Source organism: Caenispirillum salinarum (assembly GCF_044803115.1).
Lineage (GTDB): Bacteria > Pseudomonadota > Alphaproteobacteria > Rhodospirillales > Rhodospirillaceae > Caenispirillum > Caenispirillum salinarum_A.
On sequence record NZ_CP085224.1, the window covers coordinates 4,750,543 to 4,773,863 of the forward strand.

Below are 23,321 nucleotides of genomic sequence, written 5' to 3' on the forward strand. Positions count from 1 at the left end.
GGTGCCCAATGAAGGTGCATGTGATTTCGACCTTCACCGTGCGCGACCGGATCGCGGCGAAGGTCATCGAGGACGTGGCGGTCAATGCCGAGGATGTGGTCGTCGTCAAGGAAGGTGACGACGGCTTTGACGCGCTGGACGGCCTGCTGTGGATCATTCGACGCCGCCGGAGGACCTAGCCGGCGTGATACAAACTGCGCTACAACCGTGATACACGGCGTGATACAGACCGTGAAACATCACGACTATCTAATGCCTTCAAGGTATTGAAAACGCACAAAAAAAGGCCGTGCACGAGGCACGGCCCAAGTCTAGGGAGGAAACGTCCAAGAAAGGCAGACGGTTGGACTGTCAAAGACCGTCCGGTTGCTGCAATGCAAAAACTACCGATCCGGCCGCCGTCGCGCAAGCCTAAAAAATGGGCGTGACTTAAAACTGGTCACCGCGATGGCACGGCAGACGAATTTTTCGTTTTTTAACAAGGATCTAAAGAGGAAACCCGCCAACGCGAGGCCGCCATGCCCTGAACGCATAGCTTGCTGGCACAGCCGTTGCGCAAACGTTTGCGCCGGGGGTTTCGGCTGCCGCCGACCAGATTTCGTGTTCGAGAGGTGGCACGATGGGTGCATCGACCTACCTCAAACGGCATCATTTGCCGCGTCTCCGTTTCGTCCATCGGTGCCTGATCCATGATGGCTGCTCTGCTGCCCCGCATCGTTGCTGGTCTTGTTCTCGCCGGCCCGGTCACGCTCGTGACCGGGCCGGCACCCCTGGCCGCGCCCGCCGGGGTGGCGGTCGACCTGTGCCGCGCCGCCACAACACGCGAGGAAACCCGCGCCACCATGCCCGACAACCTGCTGACGGCGATCTCGCTGGTGGAATCAGGCCGATGGGACAAGGCGCGCCAGGCAAGAGTTGCCTGGCCGTGGACCGTCATGGCCGAGGGCCGCGGGCGCTATCTGCCCAGCAAGCAGGCGGCCATTGCCGAGGTGAAACAGCTTCAGGCCCGCGGCGTGCGCAACATCGACGTCGGCTGCATGCAGGTGAACCTGCACTGGCACGGGGATGCCTTCGGCAGCCTGGAAGAGGCGCTGGACCCCGCCGCCAACGCCGCCTACGCCGCCCGCTTCCTGACGGAACTGCACATGGAAACCGGCGATTGGGACGTCGCCGCCGCCTGGTACCACTCCCGCACGCCGGAACGGGCGGACTACTACAGCGGCAAGGTCCAGGTGGCCCTGGCGGAACTCGAAGGATCACCCGCTGGCGGCGGCAGCGGCCTCGATGCGGCCCCGGCACGTCCCGATCCGGTGCGCCTGCGCGTGCTCGCCATCCGCAAGCAGATCGAGGAGCGCCGCCAGGAACTGGCCGAGGAGCGCGAGCGCGCCCGCCGCATCACCGAAGCCCGCCGCGCCACCGCCAAGGCCTTCGCCGAGGACTGGCGCCGGCGGAAGATGGAGGAATACCTCCACAAAGAGGCCGAAGAAGCCGTGGACGCCATCCTCCAGCGCCTTTGACGCACGCCCGGACCGCCGTTTCCAATCCTGCCGAAGCCGGCCCGGGCCACAGCCGCCGGGGCGGCGTTGAGCGCACCTCTTCTACCGCTCGTTGCTATCCCCTCGGATAAGACCCGTTTTCCGGGTCCGGCAGGGTGTTCATTCGCGCCGCATCTTGATACGGTTAATGGGAGTTGGCTTCACCGCTTTGATTCTGTTCACGAACCGGACAGCATCTTCAGGCATTGGCTGTCCGGGCCCCGGATCGGTTAACCCCTTCGAGGTAGAAGGGCCCTCAACCGCCGGAACTGGGAAGGACAAAGGGATGCCAAGCGACCTGCCCCGGCCCACGCAATTGGGCCTCAAGGCCATCGTCTACGATCTGGACGGCGTCGTCACCCGCACCGCCGACCTGCATGCCGCGGCGTGGAAGGACCTGTTCGACGCCTACCTCAAGGACCGCGCCGCACGCACGGGCGAGCCGTTCCAACCCTTCGACATCGCCACCGACTACATGACCTATGTGGACGGCAAGCCGCGCTACGACGGCGTGCGGTCGTTCCTGGAGTCGCGTGGTATCGACCTGCCCTTCGGCGACCCCGGCGACGGCCCCGACCGGGAAACCGTCTGCGGCCTGGGCAACCGCAAGAACACCTTGTTCCGCAAGGTGGTGGAGGAAAACGGCGTCACCGTTTTCCCGGGCGCGCGGCGCTTCATCGAGGAAACCCGCGCCGCCGGCATCCGCGCCGTCGTGTGCTCGTCGTCCAAGAACGCCCGCCTTATACTCGAGCAGGCGGGCATGGTGGAGCTGTTCGACTACATCATGGACGGCGTCGTGGCCGCCGAGATGGAGCTTCCCGGCAAACCCAAGCCCGACACCTTCATCGAGGCCGCGCGCCAGGTCGGTGCCACCCCCGCCGACTCGGCGATCGTCGAGGATGCAACGGTGGGCGTGGAGGCCGGTCGCGCCGGCGGCTTCGCCCTGACCATCGGCATCGACCGCGGCGCCGGCGCCGACACCCTGCGCGAACACGGCGCCGACGTGGTCGTCTCTGACCTGGGAGATTTCGAGCGTGTCTGACGACTCCGCCTTCACCCACAAGCCCGTTTCCGAGGTGCCTCACGCGCTGTCGGATTTCGACGCCGTGCGCCGGGCGCTGGGGGACCGCAAGCCGGCCCTGTTCCTGGACTATGACGGCACCCTGACGCCCATCGTTCCGCGCCCCGAGGACGCGGTGCTGACCGACGATGCCCGCGCCATCATCAAGCGCGTGGCCGAGGCCCTGCCCACCGCCGTCGTCTCGGGCCGTGACCGCCCGGACGTGGAGACGCTGGTGGGCATCGACGGCCTGATCTACGCCGGCAGCCACGGCTTCGACGTGGAACTGCCCGAAGGCGGCCACCTGGAACCGCCGGTGGCAGGCGACTGGACCGAAACGCTCGACGCCTGCGAGGCCCGCCTTCACAAGGGCCTGGACCCCATCGAGGGCGCGCTGGTGGAGCGCAAGAAGTTTTCCATCGCCGTCCACTACCGCCTGGTGTCGGACGCCGACTATCCGAAGTTCCGCGAGGTGCTGGACGCGGTGGAGGAAAGCTTCCCCGACCTCAAGGAAAAGACCGGCAAGAAGGTGTTCGAACTCCAGCCCAACATCGACTGGCACAAGGGCAAGTGCGTGCTGTGGCTGATGCGCGCGCTCAAGCTGGACCGCCCGGACGTGGCGCCGATCTTCCTGGGCGACGACGTCACCGACGAGGACGCCTTCCGCGCCCTGCAAACGGTCGACGGCGGCTTCGGCGTGGTGGTCAGCGAGCCCGAGGACGACGCCACCGACCGCCGCACCGCCGCCGCCTTCCGTGTCTCGGACACCAAGGAAGCGCTGACGCTGCTGCAACGGCTGGCGGGGAAATAAGCGGACCGCCAAGGAGGGAACGCGCAGACGAGGACAACGAGAATGAAGGCGCCGGCGCCGCATTACGCGGGCCGCGCCACCGCGAGGGAAAGAGAGGAGATCCGCCCATGGCCCAATGGACGCTCGCCTACGACGCATTCACGCCCGAACAGCAGGGCCTGCGCGAGGCCCTGTGCGCGGTGGGCAACGGCTATTTCGTCACGCGCGGAGCCTTCCCCTGGGCGGCGGCGGACGAGATCCATTATCCCGGCACCTACCTGGCGGGGGGCTACAACCGGCTGGTCACGCCCATCGCCGGCCGCGACATCGTCAACGAGGACCTGGTCAACATTCCCAACTGGGCCTACCTGACCTTCCGCATCGACGGCGGCGACTGGTTCAACGTCATGGCCGGTGAAATCCTCGCCTTCCGGCAGGAACTGGACCTGCACGCCGGCATCCTGACCGTGCGCCTGACGCTCAAGGACAAGCAGAACCGCGAAACCGAGGTGACGGCACGCCGCTTCGTCCACATGGAATACCCGCACCTGGCCGCGCAGGATCTGACCATCCAGCCGCGCAACTGGTCCGGCTCGGTGGAGGTCCTGTCGGCGCTGGACGGGCGCGTCATCAACAGCGGCGTCAAGCGCTACGGCCAGCTTGCCAACAGCCACCTGGCCCCGTTGGAGGCCGCCCCCTTCATCGGCATGGAAAGCGGCGAGGAGATGCTGGCCCTGGTCACCCAGACCAACCAGAGCAAGCTGCGCATCGGCCAGGCCGCCCGCACGCGCCTGGTGCGCAAGGGCCAGCGGCTGGACGCGGCGCACCGCATAGAGCGCGAACTGGCCTGCGTCTCGCAGATCTTCCAGGCCGACTGCGGCCCCGAGGACCCGCTGACGGTGGAGAAGGTGGCGTCCGTCTTCACCGGTCGCGACGTCGCCATCAGCGAGCCCGGTCTGGCCGCCCGCGAATCCATTGACGGCGCCCCCATCCTGGGCGACCTGGAAGCCACCCACCGCCGCGCCTGGGACCGCCTGTGGCGGCGCTGCGACATCCAGGTGAACGGCGCCGACCGCACCCAGATGATCCTGCGGCTGCACATCTTCCACCTGTTGCAGACGCTCTCGCCCAACTCGGTGGACCTGGACGTGGGCGTGCCGGCGCGCGGCTGGCACGGCGAGGCCTATCGCGGCCATGTCTTCTGGGACGAGATGTTCATCCTGCCGTTCCTGAAGTTCCGCCTGCCCGCCATCGGCAAGGCCATGATCCGCTACCGCCACCACCGCCTTGGCGCGGCCCGCAAGGCCGCCCACGCCGCCGGGCTGAAAGGTGCCATGTATCCCTGGCAGTCGGGCTCCGACGGGCGCGAGGAAAGCCAGGTCATGCACCTCAACCCCCGCAGCGGGCGCTGGGTGCCCGACAACACCTGGGTGCAGCGCCACGTGTCGCTGGCGGTCGCCTACGACTGCTGGAAGCACTACACCGCCACGGGCGACAAGGCCTTCCTGGAAAGCCGCGGGGCCGAGTTGATTTTGGAGGTCACCCGCTTCTTCGCCTCGCTGACCCAGTTCAACCCGGCGCGCGAGCGCTACGAGATTCACAACGTCATGGGCCCGGACGAATACCATGACGCCTATCCCGACAGCGACGAGCCGGGGCTGAACAACAATGCCTACACCAACGTCTTCGTCACCTGGCTGATGATGACGGCGCACGAGTTGCTGGAGACCATCGATCCCGAGAGCCGGGCCGAGTTGTGCGCCAAGCTGCAGATCACGCCCGACGAGACCGAACGGTGGCACGACATCAGCCGACGCATGTTCGTGCCCTTCCACGACGGCGACATCATCAGCCAGTTCGAGGGTTACGGCGACCTGAAGGAGTTCGACTGGGAGGGCTACCGCGCCAAGTACGGCGACATCCACCGCCTGGACCGGATTCTGGAAAGCGAGGGCGATTCCGCCAACCGCTACAAGCTGTCCAAGCAGGCCGACGTGCTCATGCTCTTCTATCTGTTCCCGGAACCGGTGCTGAAGGAAATGCTGGAGCACCTGGGCTACGCCTTCACGGCCGACACCTGGCAGAAGAACATCGACTACTACCTGGCCCGCACCAGCCACGGCTCCACCCTGTCATACCTTGTGCATACATGGGTCATGGCGCGCAGTCATCCCGAGCAGGCGTGGGAGCTGTTCAAGACGGCGCTGGAATCCGACATCGAGGACATCCAGGGCGGCACCACGGCGGAAGGCATTCACCTGGGCGCCATGGCGGGCACGGTGGATCTGGTCCAGCGCTGCTTCACCGGCCTGGACGAACGGGGCGGCGCGCTGCACTTCGACCCGGTCATGCCGCACCATCTGAAGGACGTGGCCCTGCGCGTGCGATACCAGGAACGTTGGCTGGACGTGGCCATCCAGGACGACTGCCTGACGCTGACGGCCGCGCCGGACTGGCGCGAGCCCATGCCGATCGTGGTCCGTGGCGCGGAAACGACTCTCAACGCCGGCGAGAGCAAGACGTTCCCCTTGAAGGAGCCGCCGCAACAACTGGCAGGCGGACAAGCCTGAGCAACGGCACGACGCAATACGAAGAAGGAGGAAGATCCCTTGTCGAGACTGGTGGTGGTGTCCAACCGTGTGGCCGTCCCGACCGACGGCCCGGCCAAGGCAGGCGGCCTGGCTGTCGCCCTGCGCGAGGCCCTGCAGGAGAACGGCGGCATCTGGTTCGGCTGGAGCGGCAAGACCTCGCCCAAGCCCCAGGACGAGCCGACCATGACCGAGGTCGAGCCCGTCACCTACGCGACCCTGGACCTGTCGCGGCGCGACCACCAGGAATACTACAACGGGTTTGCCAACCGCACGCTGTGGCCGCTGTTCCACTACCGTCTGGACCTGGCGGACTTCAACCGCCAGGACTATGCCGGCTACCTGCGCGTCAACACCCACTTCGCCGAGCGCCTGCGGCCCCTGATCCGCGAGGACGACGACCTGTGGGTGCACGACTACCACCTGATCCCGTTCGCCAGCGAGTTGCGGCGGCTGGGGGTGGAGAACCGCATCGGCTTCTTCCTGCACACGCCGTTTCCCACCATGGAGGTGCTGCTGGCCCTGCCCAGCCACGACCGGCTGGCGCGGTCCCTTTGCGCCTACGACGTGGTGGGTTTCCAGACCGTCAACGACCTGCGTGCCTTCCACGAATACATCGTGCATGAAGCCGGCGGCGAGATCCTGGGCGACAACATGGTGCGCGCCTTCGGCCGCACGCTGAAGGCCGAGGTCTACCCCATCGGCATCGAGGTGGAGACCATGCAGCGCACGAGCGCCCACGCCATGCAGGAACCCGCCGTGCGCCGGCTGGTCAAGCACATGGCCGAGCGCAGCCTGGTCATCGGCGTCGACCGGCTGGACTATTCCAAGGGCATCCCCGAGCGCTTCCGCAGCTTCGAGCGCTTCCTGGAGAAGTTCCCGACGCATCAGGGCAAGGTGTCGCTCATGCAGATCGCGCCGGTCTCGCGCGGCGAGGTGCCGGAATACAAGAACATCCGCGAGGAACTGGAGGCCCTGGCGGGCCACATCAACGGCGTCTACGGCGAGCTGGACTGGATGCCCATCCGCTACCTCAACAAGGGCTACCCGCGCGACACGCTGACGGGCTTCTACCGCACCTGCCGGGTCGGGCTGGTCACGCCCTTGCGCGACGGCATGAACCTGGTCGCCAAGGAGTACGTCGCCAGCCAGAACCCGCACGAGCCGGGCGTGCTGGTGCTGTCGCGGTTTGCCGGGGCGGCGCGGGAACTGGACGCCGCACTTCAGGTCAATCCCTACGACCAGGACAACGTGGCCGAGGCCCTCAACCGCGCCATCACCATGCCGCTGGAGGAACGGCGCGAGCGTTGGGAATCCATGATGGCGAAGGTCCACGACAGTTCGCTGGACAAGTGGCGCGAGCGCTTCCTGGCCGTCCTGCGCAGCGTGCCACCCGGCGGCTTCGGTCACGGGTGAAGCGGCAAACGGGGCGCGTCGGTCCTTTAGGTATCACCCATCATCCCTGCGAAAGAACACGAAAGCAGGAGTCCACATCCGCTGACGGCCGCCCCTCAACACACATCCCGAACGCCCTCGCCCAGTAACGGATCGAACACCATGACCGCCCACCAGGACGACACGCCGGCCCCGCCGGTCACCGACACCGCCCCGCCGCCCTCGCGGCCGGGGCTCGGGCTGATTGCCGACATCGGCGGCACCAACGCCCGGTTTGCCCTGGTGGACGATTCAGGCGCGACCCTCTCGCCCCGCACGCTGCTGTGCGCCGACTATGACGGACCGGCGGAGGCCGCCGAGGCCTACCTGCGCGAGATCGAGGCGCGCGAGCCCGTCGCCCGCGGCGCCTTCTGTGCCGCCTGCCCGGTGCTGGGCGATCGCGTCAAGTTGACCAACAACTCCTGGGACTTCAGCGTCGACGCCGTGCGCCGGCGCCTGAAGCTGGATCGGCTGGAGGTCGTCAACGATTTCGTCGCCAATGCGCTGGCCGTGCCGCACCTGGGGGCGGACGACCGGGTGCGCGTCGGCGGCGGCCCGGCGGTGGAGCGCCTGCCCGTCGCCGTGCTCGGTCCCGGCACGGGGCTCGGCGTGGCGCTGCTGGTGCCGCTGGGCGGCGGCAAGGTCATGCCGGTCGCGACAGAAGGCGGCCACGTCACCGTGCCCGCCCGCACCCCGCGCGAGGCCGAAGTGCTGGGCGTCCTGCGCCGGCGGTTCGACCACGTCTCGGCGGAACGGGTGATTTCCGGGTCGGGCCTCGTGAACGTCTATCAGGCGGTGTGCGGGCTGGAAGGCGCTGCGCCCGACACCGATGACCCGGCGGAGCTGGGCCGCCGCGCCGCCGCCGGCGAGGACCCGCTGGCGCGCGAGGCGCTGGAGCTGATGTTCGCCATGCTGGGCACGGTGGCCGGCAACCTGGCCCTGTCGTCGGGCGCGCTGGGCGGCGTGGCGGTCATGGGCGGCATCGTGCCGCGCTACCTGGACCTGTTCCAGGCCGGCCCCTTCCGCGAGGCCTTCGAGGCCAAGGGCCGCTTCCGGGCCTACATGCGCGGCATTCCAGTGGACGTGGTGACCCACCCCTATCCCGCCTTTGTCGGACTGGCGGGGCTGGTGCGCGGCTGAGACGGCGGAAAGGAGTGGGCGCTTCCCGAAAGGTGGAAACCAGGAACAAACATGGGGATTTGTCCGTTCCCTCGGCACAAAACAAGCGAAGACGATCGGAGACCGTCCCCATGCCGCAGTCCTTCACCGCCGTCACCTGTCCAGAATGCCGCACGGGACAGGAGATTCCCTTGGCGACACCGACGCGTTGTATCTGCTGCGGCGCCGAGATCGACGCGATGCCGGGGAAATACATGACCGTCATTCCCAACCCGGCGGCAAGCCCCCGGCCCGGCGGACACGGCATGCAGGGCCCGGCGGGCACCCCATAGACGGAAGGAAACGCGGCCCTCGGTTCAGGACGGCAGGGGCACCGGCACCGGGCGGGCGTCCGGCCGCACGGGCCAGTGAACATCCAGCGCGCACTCGGCCACCTTCGGATTCAGCATGTCGCGCAGATAGGCGACCACGCCCGGCCGGTGGGCGATTCCAATGGGTGCCCAGGTGACGCGCAGGTCGTCCCCCTGGGCCGCCGCCAGCGCCGGGTCGTCGCGCAGGAGGCCGACCGCCGCCGCCAGGTCGCATGTCTGCCCCACATAGAGGCACCGGCCCGCCGGTTCGTCGGCGTCGGCCCGGGCGGCGTTCCAGACCACGACCACGCCCGGAACGTCCGACAACCCCTCCCGCATCGGATCGATGGACGCCAGCGGCGGATAGGTGAAATCCACCCTGGACCGGCGCCACATGAGCGGCGCCCCGGGCGGACGGGCATGGGCCGTGGCGGAGCTGGAGATCCCGTGGATGGACATGCCGTGGTGAGCCTTTCCCCGGAGCGGCTGGTTTTTCGGTTGTTATCCCGTCATTATCCCCCAGCACGCAGCCGGGACAACCTCGCTGGACGTCATGGATTTCGTGAACTTTCGGGATAGCACCAATGTCTGAAGACCTGGACGACGCCCGCCGCATCATCGCGCTTCTCGGCCTGGAGCCCCACCCCGAGGAAGGCGGCTTTTTCGTCGAGACGTGGCGCAGCGAGCGCCAGGTTTCCGCCGAGGCGCTGGGCGGCATCTACGACGGGCCGCGGTCGGTGGGCACCGCCATCTACTACCTGCTGACGCCCGACACCTTTTCAGCCCTGCACCGTCTGAAAAGCGAAGAGGTCTTCCACTTCTACATGGGCGACCCGGTGGAGATGCTGCACCTCTACCCCGACGGCCGCGCCGAAAGTGTGATGCTGGGCCAGGACATCGTCAACGGCCAGTCGCCCCAGGTCGTCGTCCCGGCCGGCGTCTGGCAGGGCGCGCGCCTGGCCGAGGGCGGACGGGTGGCGCTGCTGGGATGCACGGTGGCACCGGGATTCGAATTCGCCGACTACGAACACGGCCGGCGGACGGAGCTTCTGGACGGCTGGGCCGCCGCCGCTCCGCTCATCGAGGCATTGACCACCGAATAACGGGATACGGGAGCCGGCGCCATGCTCGCCTACGACATGCCGCTCTATCGTCCGCCGTCCGAGGGCGACAACCTGATCGTCCAGGCGACGCTGGGATGTTCGTTCAACCGCTGCGGCTTCTGCTCCATGTACCGCAGCAAGACCTTCAGCGTCCGTCCGCTGGACGAGGTCGAGCGCGATGTGGCGCGGGCGGCGGCCGTGTGGCCGGAGGCACATCGGGTCTTCCTGGCCGACGGCGACGCCATGACGCTGCCGGCCGACCGCCTGCACGCCATCCTGGACATCCTGCACGCCCACCTGCCCCGGCTTGCCCGCGTGTCGGCCTACGCGACACCGGCCAACATCCTGAAAAAGACGCCGGAGGAGCTTGAGTCCCTGCGGGCGCGCAAGCTGTCGCTGGTCTACATCGGGGTGGAGTCGGGCGATGCCGACATGCTCAAGCGCATCACCAAGGGCGCCAGTCCGCGCGGCATCGCCACGGCCCTGAACAAGGCGCGCGACTGCGGCATCAAGACGTCCGCCACCGTCATCCTGGGGCTGGGCGGGCGCACCCACTGGCGCCAGCACATCGAGGGCACGGCCGAGGTCATCAACCAGGCGCCGCCCAACTTCCTGTCGACCCTGCAACTGTACCTGGAGCCCGAGCGCCGGGCCGACTTCCTGGACACCTTCGCCAAACAGGGTGACGCTTTCGTGCCCCAGGACGATCTGGCCGTGCTGGACGAACTGGAGACCCTGCTGCGCCTGCTGGACCCGCCGCGGCCGGTGATCTTCCGCTCCAACCACGCCAGCAACGCGCTGCCCCTGGCCGGCACCCTGCCGAAGGACTCGCCGCGCCTGGCCGACACCGTGAAGGCCGCACGCGCCGGGCTGGTAGGCATGCGGCCTGCCCATCGTCGTAGCCTGTAGCACATAACCAACGTCCAGGTACGCCCCCTCACGCCGCAGGGCTATAGTGACGGTTGAATGACACGGGCGAAACGCACGTCCGGTCCGTCACAAGGGGGAGTACGATGAGCTTCAAGTCCAAGGTTCTGGCCGTGCTGGCGGCAATCCTGCTGATGGCCGGCGCGGCGGGGGCCGCCGTCCTGTGGACCGTGTCCGCGCAGCGCCCGGCGCTGAACGACCTCGACCACAAGGCCCACCACCTGGCGGAAACGGTGACACCGCTGGTGCACGCGGTGGACCGGGTGCTCATCGACATTCCCCAGGTGCAGCAGTGGCTGACCGATGTGGCCGCCACCGGCAACCGCGAGGGCTACGCCGAGGCGGACACGCACCTTGAGGACGCGCGCCAACAGGCCGCCCGCGGCATTGATCTGGCGCGGGGCGGCGACATGCCCGCCGTCGCGGCGGCACTGGAAGACGTGCAGGCCAGGCTCACGCCCTGGTACGAGGCCGGCCGCGCCATGGCCGAGGCCTATGCGTCCGAGGGCCGCGAGGCCGGCAACGCCCGGATGGCGGCCTTCGACGAGGAGGCCGAGGCCATGAACGCCGCTCTCGCCACCGCCGCCGCCCGCGCCGCCGAGGTCCAGGCGGAGGCCCTGGCCGCCGCCACAAGGGATGCCCGCGCCGCCGATGCCGCCGCCCAGCAACTCACCACCCTGGTCATCGTGCTGACCGTCGTCGGCGCCGCCGTGGCACTCATCGGCGGCACGATCCTGGTGCGGCTGGTCAACGGCGTCGTGTCGGGGCTGGAGCATGATGTGGCCGTGGTCTCCGCCAAGGGGTCGGAGCCCCTGCGCCTGACCGCCGGCCGGAAGGACGAGTTCGGCCGGATCGGCGCGCGGCTGGAGGAATTCCGCGACGCCCTGGTGCATGCCGCCGAGGTGGAGCGGGACCAGGCCGCCCGGGCCGCCCGCGCCGAGGACGACCGCCGCGCCCTGCTCGACCGTCTGGCCGACGAACTTCGCGAGGGCGTCCAGGCGGTGGTGAACGGCATCACCTCGGCCGTCGGGGAGATGCACGCCACCGCAGAGGCCATGTCCGACACCGCCAGCGAGACCAGCGACCAGGCGGGCATGGTCACCGCCGCCGCCGAACAGGCCGCCGCCAACGTCCACACCGTCGCGGCGGCGGCCGAGGAACTGTCGTCCTCCATCGCCGAGATCAGCCGGCAGGTGGAGGAAAGCTCGGACATCTCGCGCGATGCCGTCGACAAGGCGGCCCGCGCCAGCGACATCATGAACAGCCTGTCCACCGCCGCCGACCGCATCGGCGAAGTGGTCGCCATGATCACCGACATCGCCGAGCAGACCAACCTGCTGGCGCTCAATGCCACCATCGAGGCCGCCCGCGCCGGCGAGGCGGGCAAGGGCTTCGCCGTGGTGGCGAACGAAGTGAAGAACCTCGCCAACCAGACCAGCAGGGCGACGGAGGAAATCGCCAGCCAGATCGGTGGGGTGCAGTCGGCAACCGAAGAGGCCGTGGCCGCCATCGGCGAGATCACCACCACCATCGACCGCATCAGCACGATCACCCACCAGGTGGCCGACTCCATGGACCAGCAGGACAAGGCGACGCAGGAAATCGCCCGCAACGTCGCCGAGGTCTCAAGCGGCACCCAGCAGGTGACCGACACCATCGGCACGGTGAACATGAACGCGCAGGAAACCGGTCAGGCCGCGCAGCAGGTGCTTGCCAGTTCCGACAGCCTGGCGCGGCAGGCTGACCTTCTGAACAGCCGGGTGGCGGAGGTGGTCGACCACATCCGGGCCGCTTGACCGGCAACGGCATGGCCCGCCCCACCCGCAGGCGTTGCGCCGCAGGCTCCGGCACGCCATCTTCCGGGGCAGCCATCCACGACACGGAGCCCCGCATGTCCGCCTTCTGGGACGACAAGTTCGCCGGCCACACCCACGCCTACGGCACGGAGCCCAACGCCTTCCTGGTCTCGCAGCGCCACCGGCTGGAGCGCGGGATGGAGGTGCTGTCGGTGGCCGACGGCGAGGGCCGCAACGGCGTATGGCTGGCCCAGCAGGGCATGCGGGTGACCACCGTCGACGGCTCGGCCGTCGGCGTGCAGAAGGCGCTGAAGCTGGCACTCGACCGGCGCGTGAACATCCGCGCCCAGGTGGCCGACCTGACGGACTGGCACTGGCCGGTGGCGACGTTCGATGCCGTGGTGGCCATGTTCATCCACTTCGCGCCGGAGCTTCGCCGCGACATGCACCATGCCATGTTCGCCGCCCTCAAGCCCGGCGGCCTGCTTATCATGGAGGGCTTTCATCCCGCCCAGCGCGACCTGGGCCTGACCAGCGGCGGCCCGCCGGTGCGCGAGATGCTGTTCGACGCCGAAACGCTGGCCGCCGACTTCCAGGGCATGGACATCCTGGAGCTTGAGGAAGCCGCCCCGGTGCTGGACGAGGGCCCGCTGCACCAGGGCGAGGCGCGGACCACCCGGCTGGTGGCGCGGCGGCCGGAATAGGGGGCCGCGGCGTCAGTCGCCGGCCATTTCCGCCAGCTCGGGGCGCGAATAGGGCACGACGACCCGGCCATCGGCGTCGACGCTGATGTCGTCGGCGGGAACGATCAACCTGTTCCGCCCTGGCGGGACCCAGTCACCCTTCAATGCCAGCGACAGGCGCGGGTTGCCGTCGGCATCGCCGACCACGTCGTCCAGATCACCCACGGCCTCGCCGTCAGCGGTGTGAACCGGCCGGCCCACGAGGTCGCCCAGGCGCGCCGACCCGCCGCCCTGGGCGGCGATCATGCGGTCAACGAAACGGTCGGTGGCCGCGTTGACCTCCTCCACCTCCTCTGCGGTCACGCCGGGCGCGCCGGAGCCAGAGCGAGGCGCCGTGGCGGCCTGCTCGGCCTTGGGGACGGGGTTCTGCACGGTGTCGGCCCGGGGCCCGGCCGTCGGCTCCTGCGCCTGCTCGGCGGCGGACTGGCCCATCCAGCTTTCGTTCGGTTTCGTGTCCTTGGGAGCTTCCGCGGCCTCCACCAGTCCGGCGAAGGCGATGAGCGGAACGGCGAGCGCGATGGTGCGGCGGAACGGGGTCCTCATGGGCGTCTCCCTTGGCGCGTCGGGCCGTCCTTTCAACGGCTCTTGGATCGTTATCAACGCACCACGCCCGCCAGGGATCATTCACCGCCCGCCGGACGCGGCCCTACAGCGGCGGCAGCTCCTGGATCTCCAGCGCCCGCGCCGCGGCGGGCCGATCCTGCACCCGGCGCACCAGCGCCAGATACGCCGGATAGGCCGCCGGGTCGTGGTCCATGCGGGCCGCCCAGCGCAGGAAGACCGTCAGGTGCGCGTCCACCACCGAGAAATCGCCCAGCGCAAACCCTTTCTCGGGCAGGCGGCCGTCGATTTCGCGCATCAGGGTGTCGTAGCGCTGCCGCGCCGCCGCCTGCATGGGCTCCTTCGCCTGCCCCTCGCCCAGGAACCGCTCGGGCCGGAAGAAGGTGGCGAAGGTGACGTGAACGGTGGACGCCAGCCAGTTCATCCACTCATGCGCCCGCGCGCGCCCCAGCGGATCGGTCGGGATCAGCCTGGCCTCGGGGTGTGCGTCCGCCAGGTAGCACATGATGGCATGGGTCTCGGTCAGCACCTGCCCGTCGTCGAGTTCCAGCACCGGCACCCGGCGGCGCGGGTTGATGGCACCGAAAGCGTCGGTCATGTGCTCCCCCTTGGCCAGGGTGATGCGCACGGGCTCGTAGGCCGCTCCCGTTTCCTCGATGACGATGTGGGGCGCAAGCGCGCAGGAGCCGGGGGAATAGTAGAGACGCATGGGCGGAACCCCTCCTTCAGGACAATCCGCCGCCAGAATACCCGACCGATCGGTTCAGGTTAAGGGCCGCTCCGCGGGTCGTCGCCGGCACCGGACGCCGCCTTGCGCGGGGCCCGCGCCTCGTCGCCCGCGCGCGGGGGCATCTCGGCGCGGCGGCGTCCGGGCTCCACCACCACGTTGGCGGGCTCCTCCGGTGCTTCAGGCGCCGCTTCCGCTTCCACGGCCGCGTCGGCGTCCTCGGGCGTCTCGGCCTCGACCAGGTGCGTCTCGTGCGCGGACTGCGCCCGACGGCGCACCGACTCGACCGCCTCGCGATCGATGAGGCCAAGCCCGCAGGCGTGTTCGGCCATGGCCGTGCTGTCGGACGCCAGCAGCAGGCTGGAGCCCTTCTTCACCGCTTCTTCCGCCATGGCCTCGATCTCGCTGACCCGGCCCTCGTCCTTGGAGACGTTGCGGATGTAGACCGCCAGAATGCGGTCGCAGTGGTCGTGGATGACCTGGCGATAGACCTCGGGGTCGTGCTGGCCGCTGTCGCCGATCAGGATCACCGGCAGGTCGTCGTAGAGTTCCAGCATGCGGTCGATGAGCTGGCGCTTGTGGTCGACGGCCTTGCGCGGCAGCGGACTGCTCCACCGCAGGCCCCACTCGCGCAGGAACAGGATCGGCCCGACCGGAATGCCGCGCGACTGGAAGAAGGTGTCCAGCATGTCGTAGATGCCCCACGGCCCGCGTGAGACATAGAGCATGGGGTTCCTTTCGTCCCCGCCCACCCCGTCGTGCAGCGCACGATAAAAGACGGAGACGCCGGGAAAGGCCGTGCGGCTGTCCGCGTCGGCGACGAACAGCCGCCACAGCATGCCCAGGCGGTTGGCGACGCCCGTGTACATGATGGTGTCGTCGATGTCGCTGATGACCACGTAGCGGCAGTGGTCGGGCGGGATGAAGACCTGTGCCTCGGCCTCCACCGGCTCTGGCTCCTCCAGGGTCAGGCGCACCGCGTGCCATTCGCGGCCGTCCTCCACCGGCTCGGCGAGGCGCAGGTGGATGCGGAAATACCCGTCGCGGTCGGTCTCCACCTCCTGCGAGGCGCCCTTGAAGCAAGCCGCGATCTTTGCGCCCTTGATTCCCCGGCGGGAGATGCGGCGGCCGATGTCGCGCAGGTGGCGGCGCATCGATTCGTCATCGGCGCCGGAGCCCCGCCCGCTCTGGCGGAAGACCCGGCCGATCAGAAAGATTTCCGTGCGTGACCCATAGCCACGGTACGGCTGCACCACCACGCCGCCCTTGCCGGCGGAATGGCGCACGGGCCGCGCCGCCAGACGAACGGCGGAATAGGTGGCTTTCCTCAGGCGATGGAACAGGCCGGAGCCGGGCATGGGGCGCGTCCTTCCGATGATACGGGTCCTTGCCGTATCAACGAGTGGGATCACCCCTCGTTTCGCGCCGCCCTAATATGCGTAGGCCGCCCACAGCGGTTCCAGGCTGCCGTTCCACTGCTTCTCGTAGGCGTCGAGAAGCTCGTCGGCCGGCGTCTTGCCGCTTTCGGCGATGCGCTGGAGGGGCTCCAGGAAGCCGCTTTCGTCGGCGCCGTCGGCCGACAGGATGGAGCGGCGGCCAAGCCCGTCGCGGCAGATGCGCAGGGCTTCCAGCGCCAGGTCCTGCACCGTGCCGTCGCGGAAGGGAGTCCGCAGGGCGGTCCTGGGCACGGCGGCGTGCAGCGCGGCGCGCTCCTCGGCCGTCCAGTCCTTCACCAGGTCCCAGGCGGCATCCAGCGATTGGGTGTCGTAAAGAAGCCCGGCCCAGAAGGCCGGCAGGGCGCACAGCCGGCTCCACGGGCCGCCGTCGGCGCCGCGCATCTCCATGTACTTCTTCATGCGCACGTCGGGGAAGGCGGTGGAGGCGTGGTCGGCCCAGTCGCCCATGGTGGGCGTTTCGCCGGGCAACTCGGGCAGCTTGCCCTCCATGAAGTCGCGGAAGGAGCGGCCGGCCAGATCCACGAACTTGCCGTCGCGCATGACGAAATACATGGGCACGTCCAGCAGATAGTCGACATAGCGCTCGAAGCCAAAGCCGTCCTCGAAGGCGAACTCGGGGAAGCCGGAACGCTGATAGTCCGTGTCCGTCCAGATGTGGGCGCGGTAGCTGCGGTAGCCGTTGGGCCGTCCCTCGGTGAACGGGGAATTCGCCCACAGCGCCGTCGCCACGGGCTGCAACGCGCTGGCGACGCGGAACTTCTTCACCATGTCCGATTCGCTGGCGAAATCCATATTCACCTGCACGGTGCAGGTGCGCAGCATCATGTCGAGCCCCAGGGTGCCGACGCGCGGCATGTGGGCCTTCATGATCGCGTAGCGGCCCTTGGGCATCCAGTGCATATGGTCGCGCGTCCAGGTAGGCGCGAATCCCAGCCCGATGAGCCCCACACCCAGGCTTTCGGCCACCTCGCGCACCTGGCGGCGATGGGTGGTGACCTCGGTGCAGGTCTCGTGAACGGTGCGTAGCGGCGCGCCGGAAAGCTCAAGCTGCCCGCCCGGCTCCAGGCTGATGGAGCTGCCGTCGGGGCGCGTCATGGCGATGACGTTCTCGCCCTCGGTCACCGGCGCCCAACCGTAGGCCTCCAGGCCCTTCAGCATGTCGCGGATGCCCGGCCCGCCGCCCGTGTCGGCGTAGGGCAGCGGGGCCTTGTCCGACAGGCGATAGCAGAACTTCTCGTGCTCGGTGCCCAGGCGCCAGTCCTCGGCCGGCCTGCAGCCGCTCTCCAGCCAGGCCACCAGGTCGTCGCGGCCGGTGACGGGTTGCAGGTTCGGCTTGGAGGGTCCGGACATGGACGATGGCTCCGCTGGGAATGCTTGAAGATGAAAGGAACGCGACACAGCCGCCCGGCGCTTCAGCGGAAGGCGGGGCCGCCGGACTGCCAGTCGCCGCGCACCGCCTGCCAGACGGTCAACGCGGCAAGCGCGGCCGTCTCGGCGCGCAGAATTCGCGGGCCGAGGCCGACCGGAACAACAAAGTCCAGGCGTCGCAAATGGTCAAGTTCCGATTGGGCGAAACCACCCTCCGGCCCGATCAGGAAAGCCGCAATGGCCCCACCGGACCCCGCCGCCACGTCGGGGAGCGGAGTGCCACGCCCCGTCTCGTCGGCGATGAACAGCGGTCGCCCCGGCGCGCGCTCCGACCAGCCCGCCAGAAGGTCGGGCAGGCTGACGGGCTCCGCCACCTCGGGCACGGTCAGCCGCTCGCACTGTTCGGCGGCTTCGATGGCGTTGGCGCGGGCGCGCTCGGCGTTGAAGCGCGCGGCATTGGTGCGCGCGGTCATCACCGGCTGAAGGCGCGAGACGCCCAGTTCCACGGCCTTCTGCACCACCATGTCGGTGGCGTCCTTCTTCAACGGTGCAAAGCACAGCCAGGCATCGGGCCCGGTCGCCTGAGGCCGCATCCGCCCGGCCACCGTCAGTGTCGCGGCCTTTTTGGACACGCGCGCGATCTCGGCCCGCCATTCGCCGTCGCGGCCGTTGAACAGCGCCACCGCCTCGCCTTCCTTCGCGCGCATCACCGTGCCCAGGTAGTGCGCCTGGGCCTGGGGAAGGTCGACGGCGGCCCCTTCGGCCAGGTCCGCCTCCACGAACAGGCGATAGCGCGGGCGGACAAGCGTCTCGGACATGGAAGCGGGCACCTCTTTCGGCGTGGTCGCGACTCCGCCGGCTTGAGCGACGGGCGGTCCTTGTATATGAATCGGGCCATGGCGAATAGCAAACTTCTCGTCGGCGACATGCCCGTGGACGGCTGGGTGGACCGGTTCGCACCCGCGCGCCTGCGCCCCTACCTCAAGCTGATGCGGCTCGACCGCCCCATCGGCACCTGGCTCCTGCTGCTGCCTTGCTGGTGGAGCATCGCCATGGCGTCGCCCGGGGGCTGGCCCGAGTGGGGGCTGATGGCGCTGTTCGGCGTCGGCGCCATCGTCATGCGCGGGGCCGGCTGCACCGTCAACGACCTGGCGGACCGCAACTTCGACGGCAAGGTGGAGCGCACCGCCGCCCGCCCCATCCCCTCGGGCGCCGTCACAGTGTTCGGCGCGCTCGCCTTCCTGGGACTGGAGCTGCTGATCGGCCTGCTGGTGCTGATCCAGTTGAACACCTTCACCATCATGCTCGGCGTGGCATCGCTGGCGCTGGTGGGCACCTACCCATTCATGAAGCGCATCACCTACTGGCCGCAGGCGTGGCTGGGGCTGACCTTCAACTTCGGCGCGCTCATGGGATGGGCCGCCGTGCAGGGCGAGTTGCATCCCGCCGCCGTGGTCATGTACATCGCCGGCCTGTTCTGGACGCTCGGCTACGACACCATCTATGCCCACCAGGACAAGGAGGACGACATCATCATCGGCGTGAAGTCCGCCGCGCTGAAGCTGGGCGAGCGCACGGTCCCGTTCCTCTTCCTCACCTACGCGGTAACGTCGACCCTGCTGATCCTGGCCGGCTGGCTTGCGGGGCAGGGATGGCCGTTCTATCCGCTGGCGCTGCTGGCCTGCGGCCAACTGCTGTGGCAGGCGGTGGACGTGGATATCCACAACGGCCCCGACTGCCTGCGCAAGTTCAAGTCCAACCGCTACTTCGGCTGGATGTTCCTGGCGGCGATCATCGTCGGCCAGGCCACCGGCGCCGGTCCGGCGTGACCTGCGCGGCCGCCCGCAGCCACGACACCTTCATCCGGGAGCAGACGGCGCTCTCGCGCCCGCCGCTGGTGCCCGAGGTGCGGCTCTACCTGGCGACCGAAGTCACGCCGCTGTGGCAGGCGACGCAGCACCAGCTCGAGTCGCTGGACGTGCCGCCGCCCTACTGGGCCTTCGCCTGGCCCGGCGGGCAGGCCGCCGCGCGCTACCTGCTCGATAACCCCCACATCGTGCGGAACCGCCGCGTGCTGGACTTCGCCGCCGGCAGCGGGCTCATCGGCATCGCCTGCGCACTGGCCGGCGCGGCCACCGTGGAGGCCGTCGACATCGACCCCGTCGCCCGCCGCGCCATGGCGCTTAACGCCGAGGCCAACGGCGTGCGGCTGACGGTGCGCGAGGACGACGTGCTGGAGACGCGCCCCACCGCCGCCGGCCTGTGGGACGTCATCGTCGCCGGCGACGTCTGCTACGAGAAACCCATGGCGGAAAAGGTGCTCGCCTGGCTGCGCGCGCGGGCGGCCGACGGTGCGACGGTCATCATGGCCGACCCCGGCCGCGCCTACCGACCGTCTTCGGGGCTGGAAACGCTGGCGGAAATGATCGTTCCCACCGACACCGACCTGGAAGACCGGGACCGGCGGGCGACGGCGGTGTATCGGGTGCTGGCGGAGGAGTGAGCGGCCGGCGTCGCTCGGGCTGCCGCCCAGACCCGCCCGGATGGTCAGCACCATGTTCGGAGTCCTGCTTTCGCAGGAAAGACGGGTAATTTCTTTCTTTAAAACAATAACTTAAAAAACCCGCCTCCCCTGCGAAAGCGGGGGCCCGCACACTCCGTCAGCCGCCCTTGCGGCACCTCTGGTGGCAACCCGCCAATTTCCTGACAGCCTCGAAAGCAGGGGGTCCACCTCCGGCGCAAACCAGCTACTCGATCCGGTGCGGAATTTCCGGGCATGTCTCGGGGGCGAAGTTGGTCTCGCCGCGGTGGCGGTGGTGGGCCTCCAGGGCCCAGCGGACCGAGGGGAAGGCCAGGTCGGACCAGGGAATGTCCGCCCAGTCCACCAGGGCGACCTCCTGGCTTTCGTAGCCGGCCCCGTGGGCGGGGCCGGTCATTTCGGCGCGGTAGATCAGGTGGACCTGGTTGATGTGGTGCAGGCTGTAGACGCCCAGCAGCGCGCCCACCTCCACCTCGGCCTGGGCTTCCTCCATCACCTCGCGGGCGGCGCCGGCCTCGGCGCTTTCGTTCAGTTCCATGAAGCCGGCCGGGATAGTCCAGAAACCCTTGCGCGGCTCGATGGCGCGGCGGGCGAGCAGGTACTTGTCGCCCCAGGTGACCACGGCGCCGACGATGATCTTGGGATTCTCGTAGTTGATGAACCCGCAGTCGTCGCACACCATCCGCGGCCGCTCGTCGCCTTCGGGCACGCGCTCCACCACGGGGCCGCGCGGGGCCTCGGTGACGTCATCCATGGAAGAAGTCCGCATCCTGTCGGTCATGCCGGATAATGTGCGGCCTTCAGCCATGCCAGACAAGCCCGCTGGTCCTTTTGAGTGCCGCTTTGCGGCACCAGGCGTTCAGGCGGCACGCAGCCTCGCGCGCCTGACCGGCGCGGGGTCGCACTTGCGACCCTGTTCGCGGGACTCGTCCACGGGCGTGGCCGAGACCCGCTCTAAAGCCAGTCCTGGAGGATCGGGATCAGCGGAATGTCGGCCGGCGGCATGGGATAGTCGCGCAAGGCGTTGGCGCGCACCCAGGCCAGCTTCTGCCCCTCGCGCGGCTCGGGCCGGCCTTTCCACTGGCGGCAGACATAAAGCGGCATAAGCAGGTGGAAATCGGCGTAGCCGTGGCTGGCGAAGGTCAGCGGCGCGAGGCAGCTTCCCGTCACGTCGATGCCCAGTTCCTCGTCCAGTTCACGGATCAGGGCGCGTTCCGGCGTCTCGCCGGGGTCGACCTTGCCGCCGGGGAATTCCCACAGCCCGGCCATGCTCTTGCCCGCCGGCCGCTGGGCCAGAAGGATGCGGTTGTCGGCATCCACCAGGGCGACCGCAGCCACCAGCACGGTCTTGAGCCGCACCCGGCGCGCGGCGTCGAAGGTTTCCGCGGTGATCTCCGCCAGCCGCACCACGCACGGCCCACCGCGCGCCGGGGACGGGCGCTCCTCCGTCCCCAGAAGGCGGAAGCCGGCGCGCTCCAGCACGCGCAGCGAGGCCGCGTTGTCCGCAAGCGCGGTGGCGGTGACGCGCGCGAGCTTCAGGTCGTCGAAGGCATAGGCCAGCACGGCGGCCAGCGCCTCTCCGGCGTAGCCCCGGTTCCAGGCGGATTCGGCCATCCAGTAGCCGGCCTCGGCGGTGCCGGCGGCCGGATCGACGCGCAAAAGCCCGCAGGCGCCGATAAGCGTACCGTCCTCCAGCCGCTCAACGGCGCAGACGACGCCCCTGCCCGCGGTGCGGTCGTCGACGACCTCGCGCAGGAAGACGATTTCGGCGCCTTCGGGCAGGGGGTGGGGGATGTCGATGGTGCGGGTCGCCACCGCCGGGCTGGAGACGCAGGTCCGCACCGCCGGCGCGTCCTCCAGCCGCAGGGGGCGCAGGCGCAGGCGGGCGGTGGTCAGCGGGAACACCGACCAGCAGCCGCCGTCCGCGTCGTCTCCCAGGCCGGGGAGGCTGCTCATGAGCGATAGGACCCGTTGATGTCGATGTAGCCGTGGGTCAGGTCGCAGGTCCACACGGTGGCCTTGCCCTTGCCGATGTTCAGGTCGACTTCGATGAGGATGTCTGTGCCCTTCATGTGGGCGGCCACCGGCGCCTCGTCATAGCCCTCCACGGCGCGGCCCTTGGCAGCGATGGTCACCCCGCCGACGGAGATCGCCAGCTTGTCGCGGTCGGCCTTCTCGCCGGCCTTGCCGATGGCGGCGACGATGCGGCCCCAGTTGGCGTCCTCGCCGGCAATGGCCGTCTTGACCAGCGGCGAGTTGGCGATGGAGAGCCCGACACGCTTGGCCGCCTTGTTGCCGTCCGCCCCCGTGACGCGGATTTCCACGAACTTCGATGCACCCTCGCCGTCGCGCACCACCTGGTGTGACAGGTCGCGCAGCAGGTCCTCAAGTGCGGCCTTGAAGCCCTTCAGGCGCTTGTCGTCGGCGTCCTTCACCGGCTTGTTGCCGGCCGAGCCCGTGGCGAACAGCATCAGCGTGTCGGAGGTGGAGGTGTCGCTGTCCACAGTGATGCAGTTGAAGGTCTTGTCGGTGGCCTTGCGCAGCACCGCCGTCAGGGCATCGGGCCCGATGGCGGCGTCGGTGACCACGTAGGACAGCATGGTCGCCATGTCCGGCGCGATCATGCCCGAACCCTTGGCGATGCCGTTCAGCGTGACCGTCACGCCGTCGATCTCGGCGGTGCGGGTCGCACCCTTGGGGAAGGTGTCGGTGGTCATGATGGCCGCCGCCGCGCGCTTCCAGTCGCGGCCGGCCTCACCCTCGGTCATGGCCTTGGCGAACACCGTTTCCAGGTTCTTCGTGATCCGCTCGTCCGGCAGATCCTCGCCGATGGTGCCGGTGGAGGAAACGAACACGTGGCTGGGATCGCAGCCGATGACCTCGGCCGCCTTCTTCACCGTGCGCTCCACCGACTCCATGCCCGCCGCGCCGGTGAAGGCATTGGCGTTGCCGGCATTGACCAGCACGGCGCGGGCGCGGTGCTTGCCGTCCTCCAGCGCCTGACGGCACCAGTCCACGGGCGCCGAGGGGCACTTCGAGCGCGTGAACACGCCCGCCGCCGTGGTGCCCGCCGGCAGGACCATCAGCAGCAGGTCGTCGCGGTCGGCGTAGCGGATGCCGCAGGCGTGTGCGGCGAAGGACACGCCGGTCATGGCCGGCATGGTGGGGAACTGGGCGGGAGCAAGGGGAGAAACGGGCACCTTCATGATCGACACGGGGCTCGC

23 protein-coding genes are annotated in these 23,321 nt (G+C 68.9%); 14 read left to right on the forward strand and 9 right to left on the reverse strand.

Annotation, left to right across the window (positions count from 1 at the left end):
* The first annotated feature begins 8 nt into the window (after positions 1 to 8).
* From LG334_RS22025 to LG334_RS22060, 8 genes are all read left to right on the forward strand, one after another.
* Positions 9 to 179 carry a hypothetical protein gene (locus LG334_RS22025; protein WP_404381521.1) on the forward strand — a complete coding sequence of 57 codons (171 nt, stop codon included), beginning with the start codon at positions 9 to 11 and terminating at the stop codon, positions 177 to 179.
* 510 nt (positions 180 to 689) lie between these two features.
* On the forward strand, positions 690 to 1,517 hold the full coding sequence (locus LG334_RS22030) for a murein transglycosylase (protein WP_404381523.1): 828 nt from the start codon (positions 690 to 692) through the stop codon (positions 1,515 to 1,517).
* A 304-nt stretch (positions 1,518 to 1,821) separates the two neighbouring features.
* Positions 1,822 to 2,577, forward strand: coding sequence for a beta-phosphoglucomutase family hydrolase (locus LG334_RS22035; RefSeq protein WP_404381525.1), 756 nt, complete (start codon positions 1,822 to 1,824; stop codon positions 2,575 to 2,577).
* Positions 2,570 to 3,406 carry a trehalose-phosphatase gene (otsB, locus tag LG334_RS22040; protein WP_404381527.1) on the forward strand — a complete coding sequence of 279 codons (837 nt, stop codon included), beginning with the start codon at positions 2,570 to 2,572 and terminating at the stop codon, positions 3,404 to 3,406. The genes LG334_RS22035 and otsB overlap by 8 nt, the downstream gene beginning before the upstream one ends.
* A 107-nt stretch (positions 3,407 to 3,513) precedes the next feature.
* Complete coding sequence (locus tag LG334_RS22045) at positions 3,514 to 5,955, forward strand: glycoside hydrolase family 65 protein (RefSeq protein ID WP_404381529.1); 2,442 nt, start codon at positions 3,514 to 3,516, stop codon at positions 5,953 to 5,955.
* A gap of 39 nt (positions 5,956 to 5,994) precedes the next feature.
* Positions 5,995 to 7,389, forward strand: a complete 1,395-nt coding sequence (otsA, locus tag LG334_RS22050) for an alpha,alpha-trehalose-phosphate synthase (UDP-forming) (protein ID WP_404381531.1) — start codon at positions 5,995 to 5,997, stop codon at positions 7,387 to 7,389.
* Positions 7,390 to 7,530: 141 nt separating this feature from the next.
* Positions 7,531 to 8,547: a glucokinase gene (gene glk, locus LG334_RS22055; protein WP_404381533.1), complete on the forward strand. Its 1,017-nt coding sequence runs from the start codon at positions 7,531 to 7,533 to the stop codon at positions 8,545 to 8,547.
* Positions 8,548 to 8,657: 110 nt separating this feature from the next.
* Positions 8,658 to 8,858, forward strand: coding sequence for a hypothetical protein (locus tag LG334_RS22060; protein ID WP_404381535.1), 201 nt, complete (start codon positions 8,658 to 8,660; stop codon positions 8,856 to 8,858).
* A gap of 24 nt (positions 8,859 to 8,882) precedes the next feature.
* On the opposite strand, the gene LG334_RS22065 is transcribed toward LG334_RS22060, so the two are convergent.
* Entirely contained in the window at positions 8,883 to 9,335 is a 453-nt protein-coding gene (locus LG334_RS22065) for a hypothetical protein (RefSeq protein WP_404381537.1), read from the reverse strand.
* Positions 9,336 to 9,460: 125 nt separating this feature from the next.
* On the opposite strand from LG334_RS22065, the gene LG334_RS22070 reads away from it, so the two are divergent.
* The 4 genes from LG334_RS22070 to LG334_RS22085 all read left to right on the forward strand — a co-directional run bounded on the left by LG334_RS22070 (position 9,461) and on the right by LG334_RS22085 (position 13,406).
* Positions 9,461 to 9,979 (forward strand): cupin domain-containing protein, encoded by a 519-nt coding sequence (locus tag LG334_RS22070; protein WP_404381539.1) that lies wholly within the window; start codon positions 9,461 to 9,463, stop codon positions 9,977 to 9,979.
* Between the two features lie 21 nt (positions 9,980 to 10,000).
* Entirely contained in the window at positions 10,001 to 10,888 is an 888-nt protein-coding gene (locus LG334_RS22075) for a radical SAM protein (protein WP_404381541.1), read from the forward strand.
* 104 nt (positions 10,889 to 10,992) lie between these two features.
* The gene (locus LG334_RS22080) at positions 10,993 to 12,702 is read left to right on the forward strand and encodes a methyl-accepting chemotaxis protein (protein ID WP_404381543.1); all 1,710 of its coding nucleotides are present in this window, start codon (positions 10,993 to 10,995) and stop codon (positions 12,700 to 12,702) included.
* A gap of 95 nt (positions 12,703 to 12,797) precedes the next feature.
* On the forward strand, positions 12,798 to 13,406 hold the full coding sequence (locus LG334_RS22085) for an SAM-dependent methyltransferase (protein ID WP_404381545.1): 609 nt from the start codon (positions 12,798 to 12,800) through the stop codon (positions 13,404 to 13,406).
* 12 nt (positions 13,407 to 13,418) lie between these two features.
* On the opposite strand, the gene LG334_RS22090 is transcribed toward LG334_RS22085, so the two are convergent.
* The 5 genes from LG334_RS22090 to LG334_RS22110 form a co-directional block, all read right to left on the reverse strand.
* Positions 13,419 to 13,988, reverse strand: a complete 570-nt coding sequence (locus LG334_RS22090; protein ID WP_404381547.1) for a PRC-barrel domain-containing protein — start codon at positions 13,986 to 13,988, stop codon at positions 13,419 to 13,421.
* A 103-nt stretch (positions 13,989 to 14,091) separates the two neighbouring features.
* Positions 14,092 to 14,715: a glutathione S-transferase family protein gene (locus LG334_RS22095; RefSeq protein ID WP_404381549.1), complete on the reverse strand. Its 624-nt coding sequence runs from the start codon at positions 14,713 to 14,715 to the stop codon at positions 14,092 to 14,094.
* Between the two features lie 59 nt (positions 14,716 to 14,774).
* Positions 14,775 to 16,091: an App1 family protein gene (locus tag LG334_RS22100; RefSeq protein ID WP_404381551.1), complete on the reverse strand. Its 1,317-nt coding sequence runs from the start codon at positions 16,089 to 16,091 to the stop codon at positions 14,775 to 14,777.
* 72 nt (positions 16,092 to 16,163) lie between these two features.
* Positions 16,164 to 17,540 (reverse strand): glutamate--cysteine ligase, encoded by a 1,377-nt coding sequence (locus LG334_RS22105; RefSeq protein WP_404381553.1) that lies wholly within the window; start codon positions 17,538 to 17,540, stop codon positions 16,164 to 16,166.
* Positions 17,541 to 17,602: 62 nt separating this feature from the next.
* Positions 17,603 to 18,376, reverse strand: coding sequence for a 16S rRNA (uracil(1498)-N(3))-methyltransferase (locus LG334_RS22110; RefSeq protein ID WP_404381555.1), 774 nt, complete (start codon positions 18,374 to 18,376; stop codon positions 17,603 to 17,605).
* A 78-nt stretch (positions 18,377 to 18,454) separates the two neighbouring features.
* Here LG334_RS22110 and ubiA point away from each other — a divergent pair, with 78 nt between their 5' ends.
* On the forward strand, positions 18,455 to 19,387 hold the full coding sequence (gene ubiA, locus LG334_RS22115; RefSeq protein WP_404381557.1) for a 4-hydroxybenzoate octaprenyltransferase: 933 nt from the start codon (positions 18,455 to 18,457) through the stop codon (positions 19,385 to 19,387).
* A complete protein-coding gene (locus LG334_RS22120; protein ID WP_404381559.1) occupies positions 19,384 to 20,061 on the forward strand; it encodes a class I SAM-dependent methyltransferase in 678 nt (225 codons plus the stop codon). The genes ubiA and LG334_RS22120 overlap by 4 nt, the downstream gene beginning before the upstream one ends.
* 244 nt (positions 20,062 to 20,305) lie before the next feature.
* On the opposite strand, the gene LG334_RS22125 is transcribed toward LG334_RS22120, so the two are convergent.
* The 3 genes from LG334_RS22125 to argJ form a co-directional block, all read right to left on the reverse strand.
* Positions 20,306 to 20,851: an NUDIX hydrolase gene (locus LG334_RS22125; protein WP_404381561.1), complete on the reverse strand. Its 546-nt coding sequence runs from the start codon at positions 20,849 to 20,851 to the stop codon at positions 20,306 to 20,308.
* Between the two features lie 200 nt (positions 20,852 to 21,051).
* The gene (mutT, locus tag LG334_RS22130; protein ID WP_404381563.1) at positions 21,052 to 22,053 is read right to left on the reverse strand and encodes an 8-oxo-dGTP diphosphatase MutT; all 1,002 of its coding nucleotides are present in this window, start codon (positions 22,051 to 22,053) and stop codon (positions 21,052 to 21,054) included.
* Complete coding sequence (gene argJ, locus LG334_RS22135; RefSeq protein WP_404381565.1) at positions 22,050 to 23,303, reverse strand: bifunctional glutamate N-acetyltransferase/amino-acid acetyltransferase ArgJ; 1,254 nt, start codon at positions 23,301 to 23,303, stop codon at positions 22,050 to 22,052. Before argJ ends, mutT begins: the two co-directional genes overlap by 4 nt.
* Between the last annotated feature and the right edge of the window lie 18 nt (positions 23,304 to 23,321).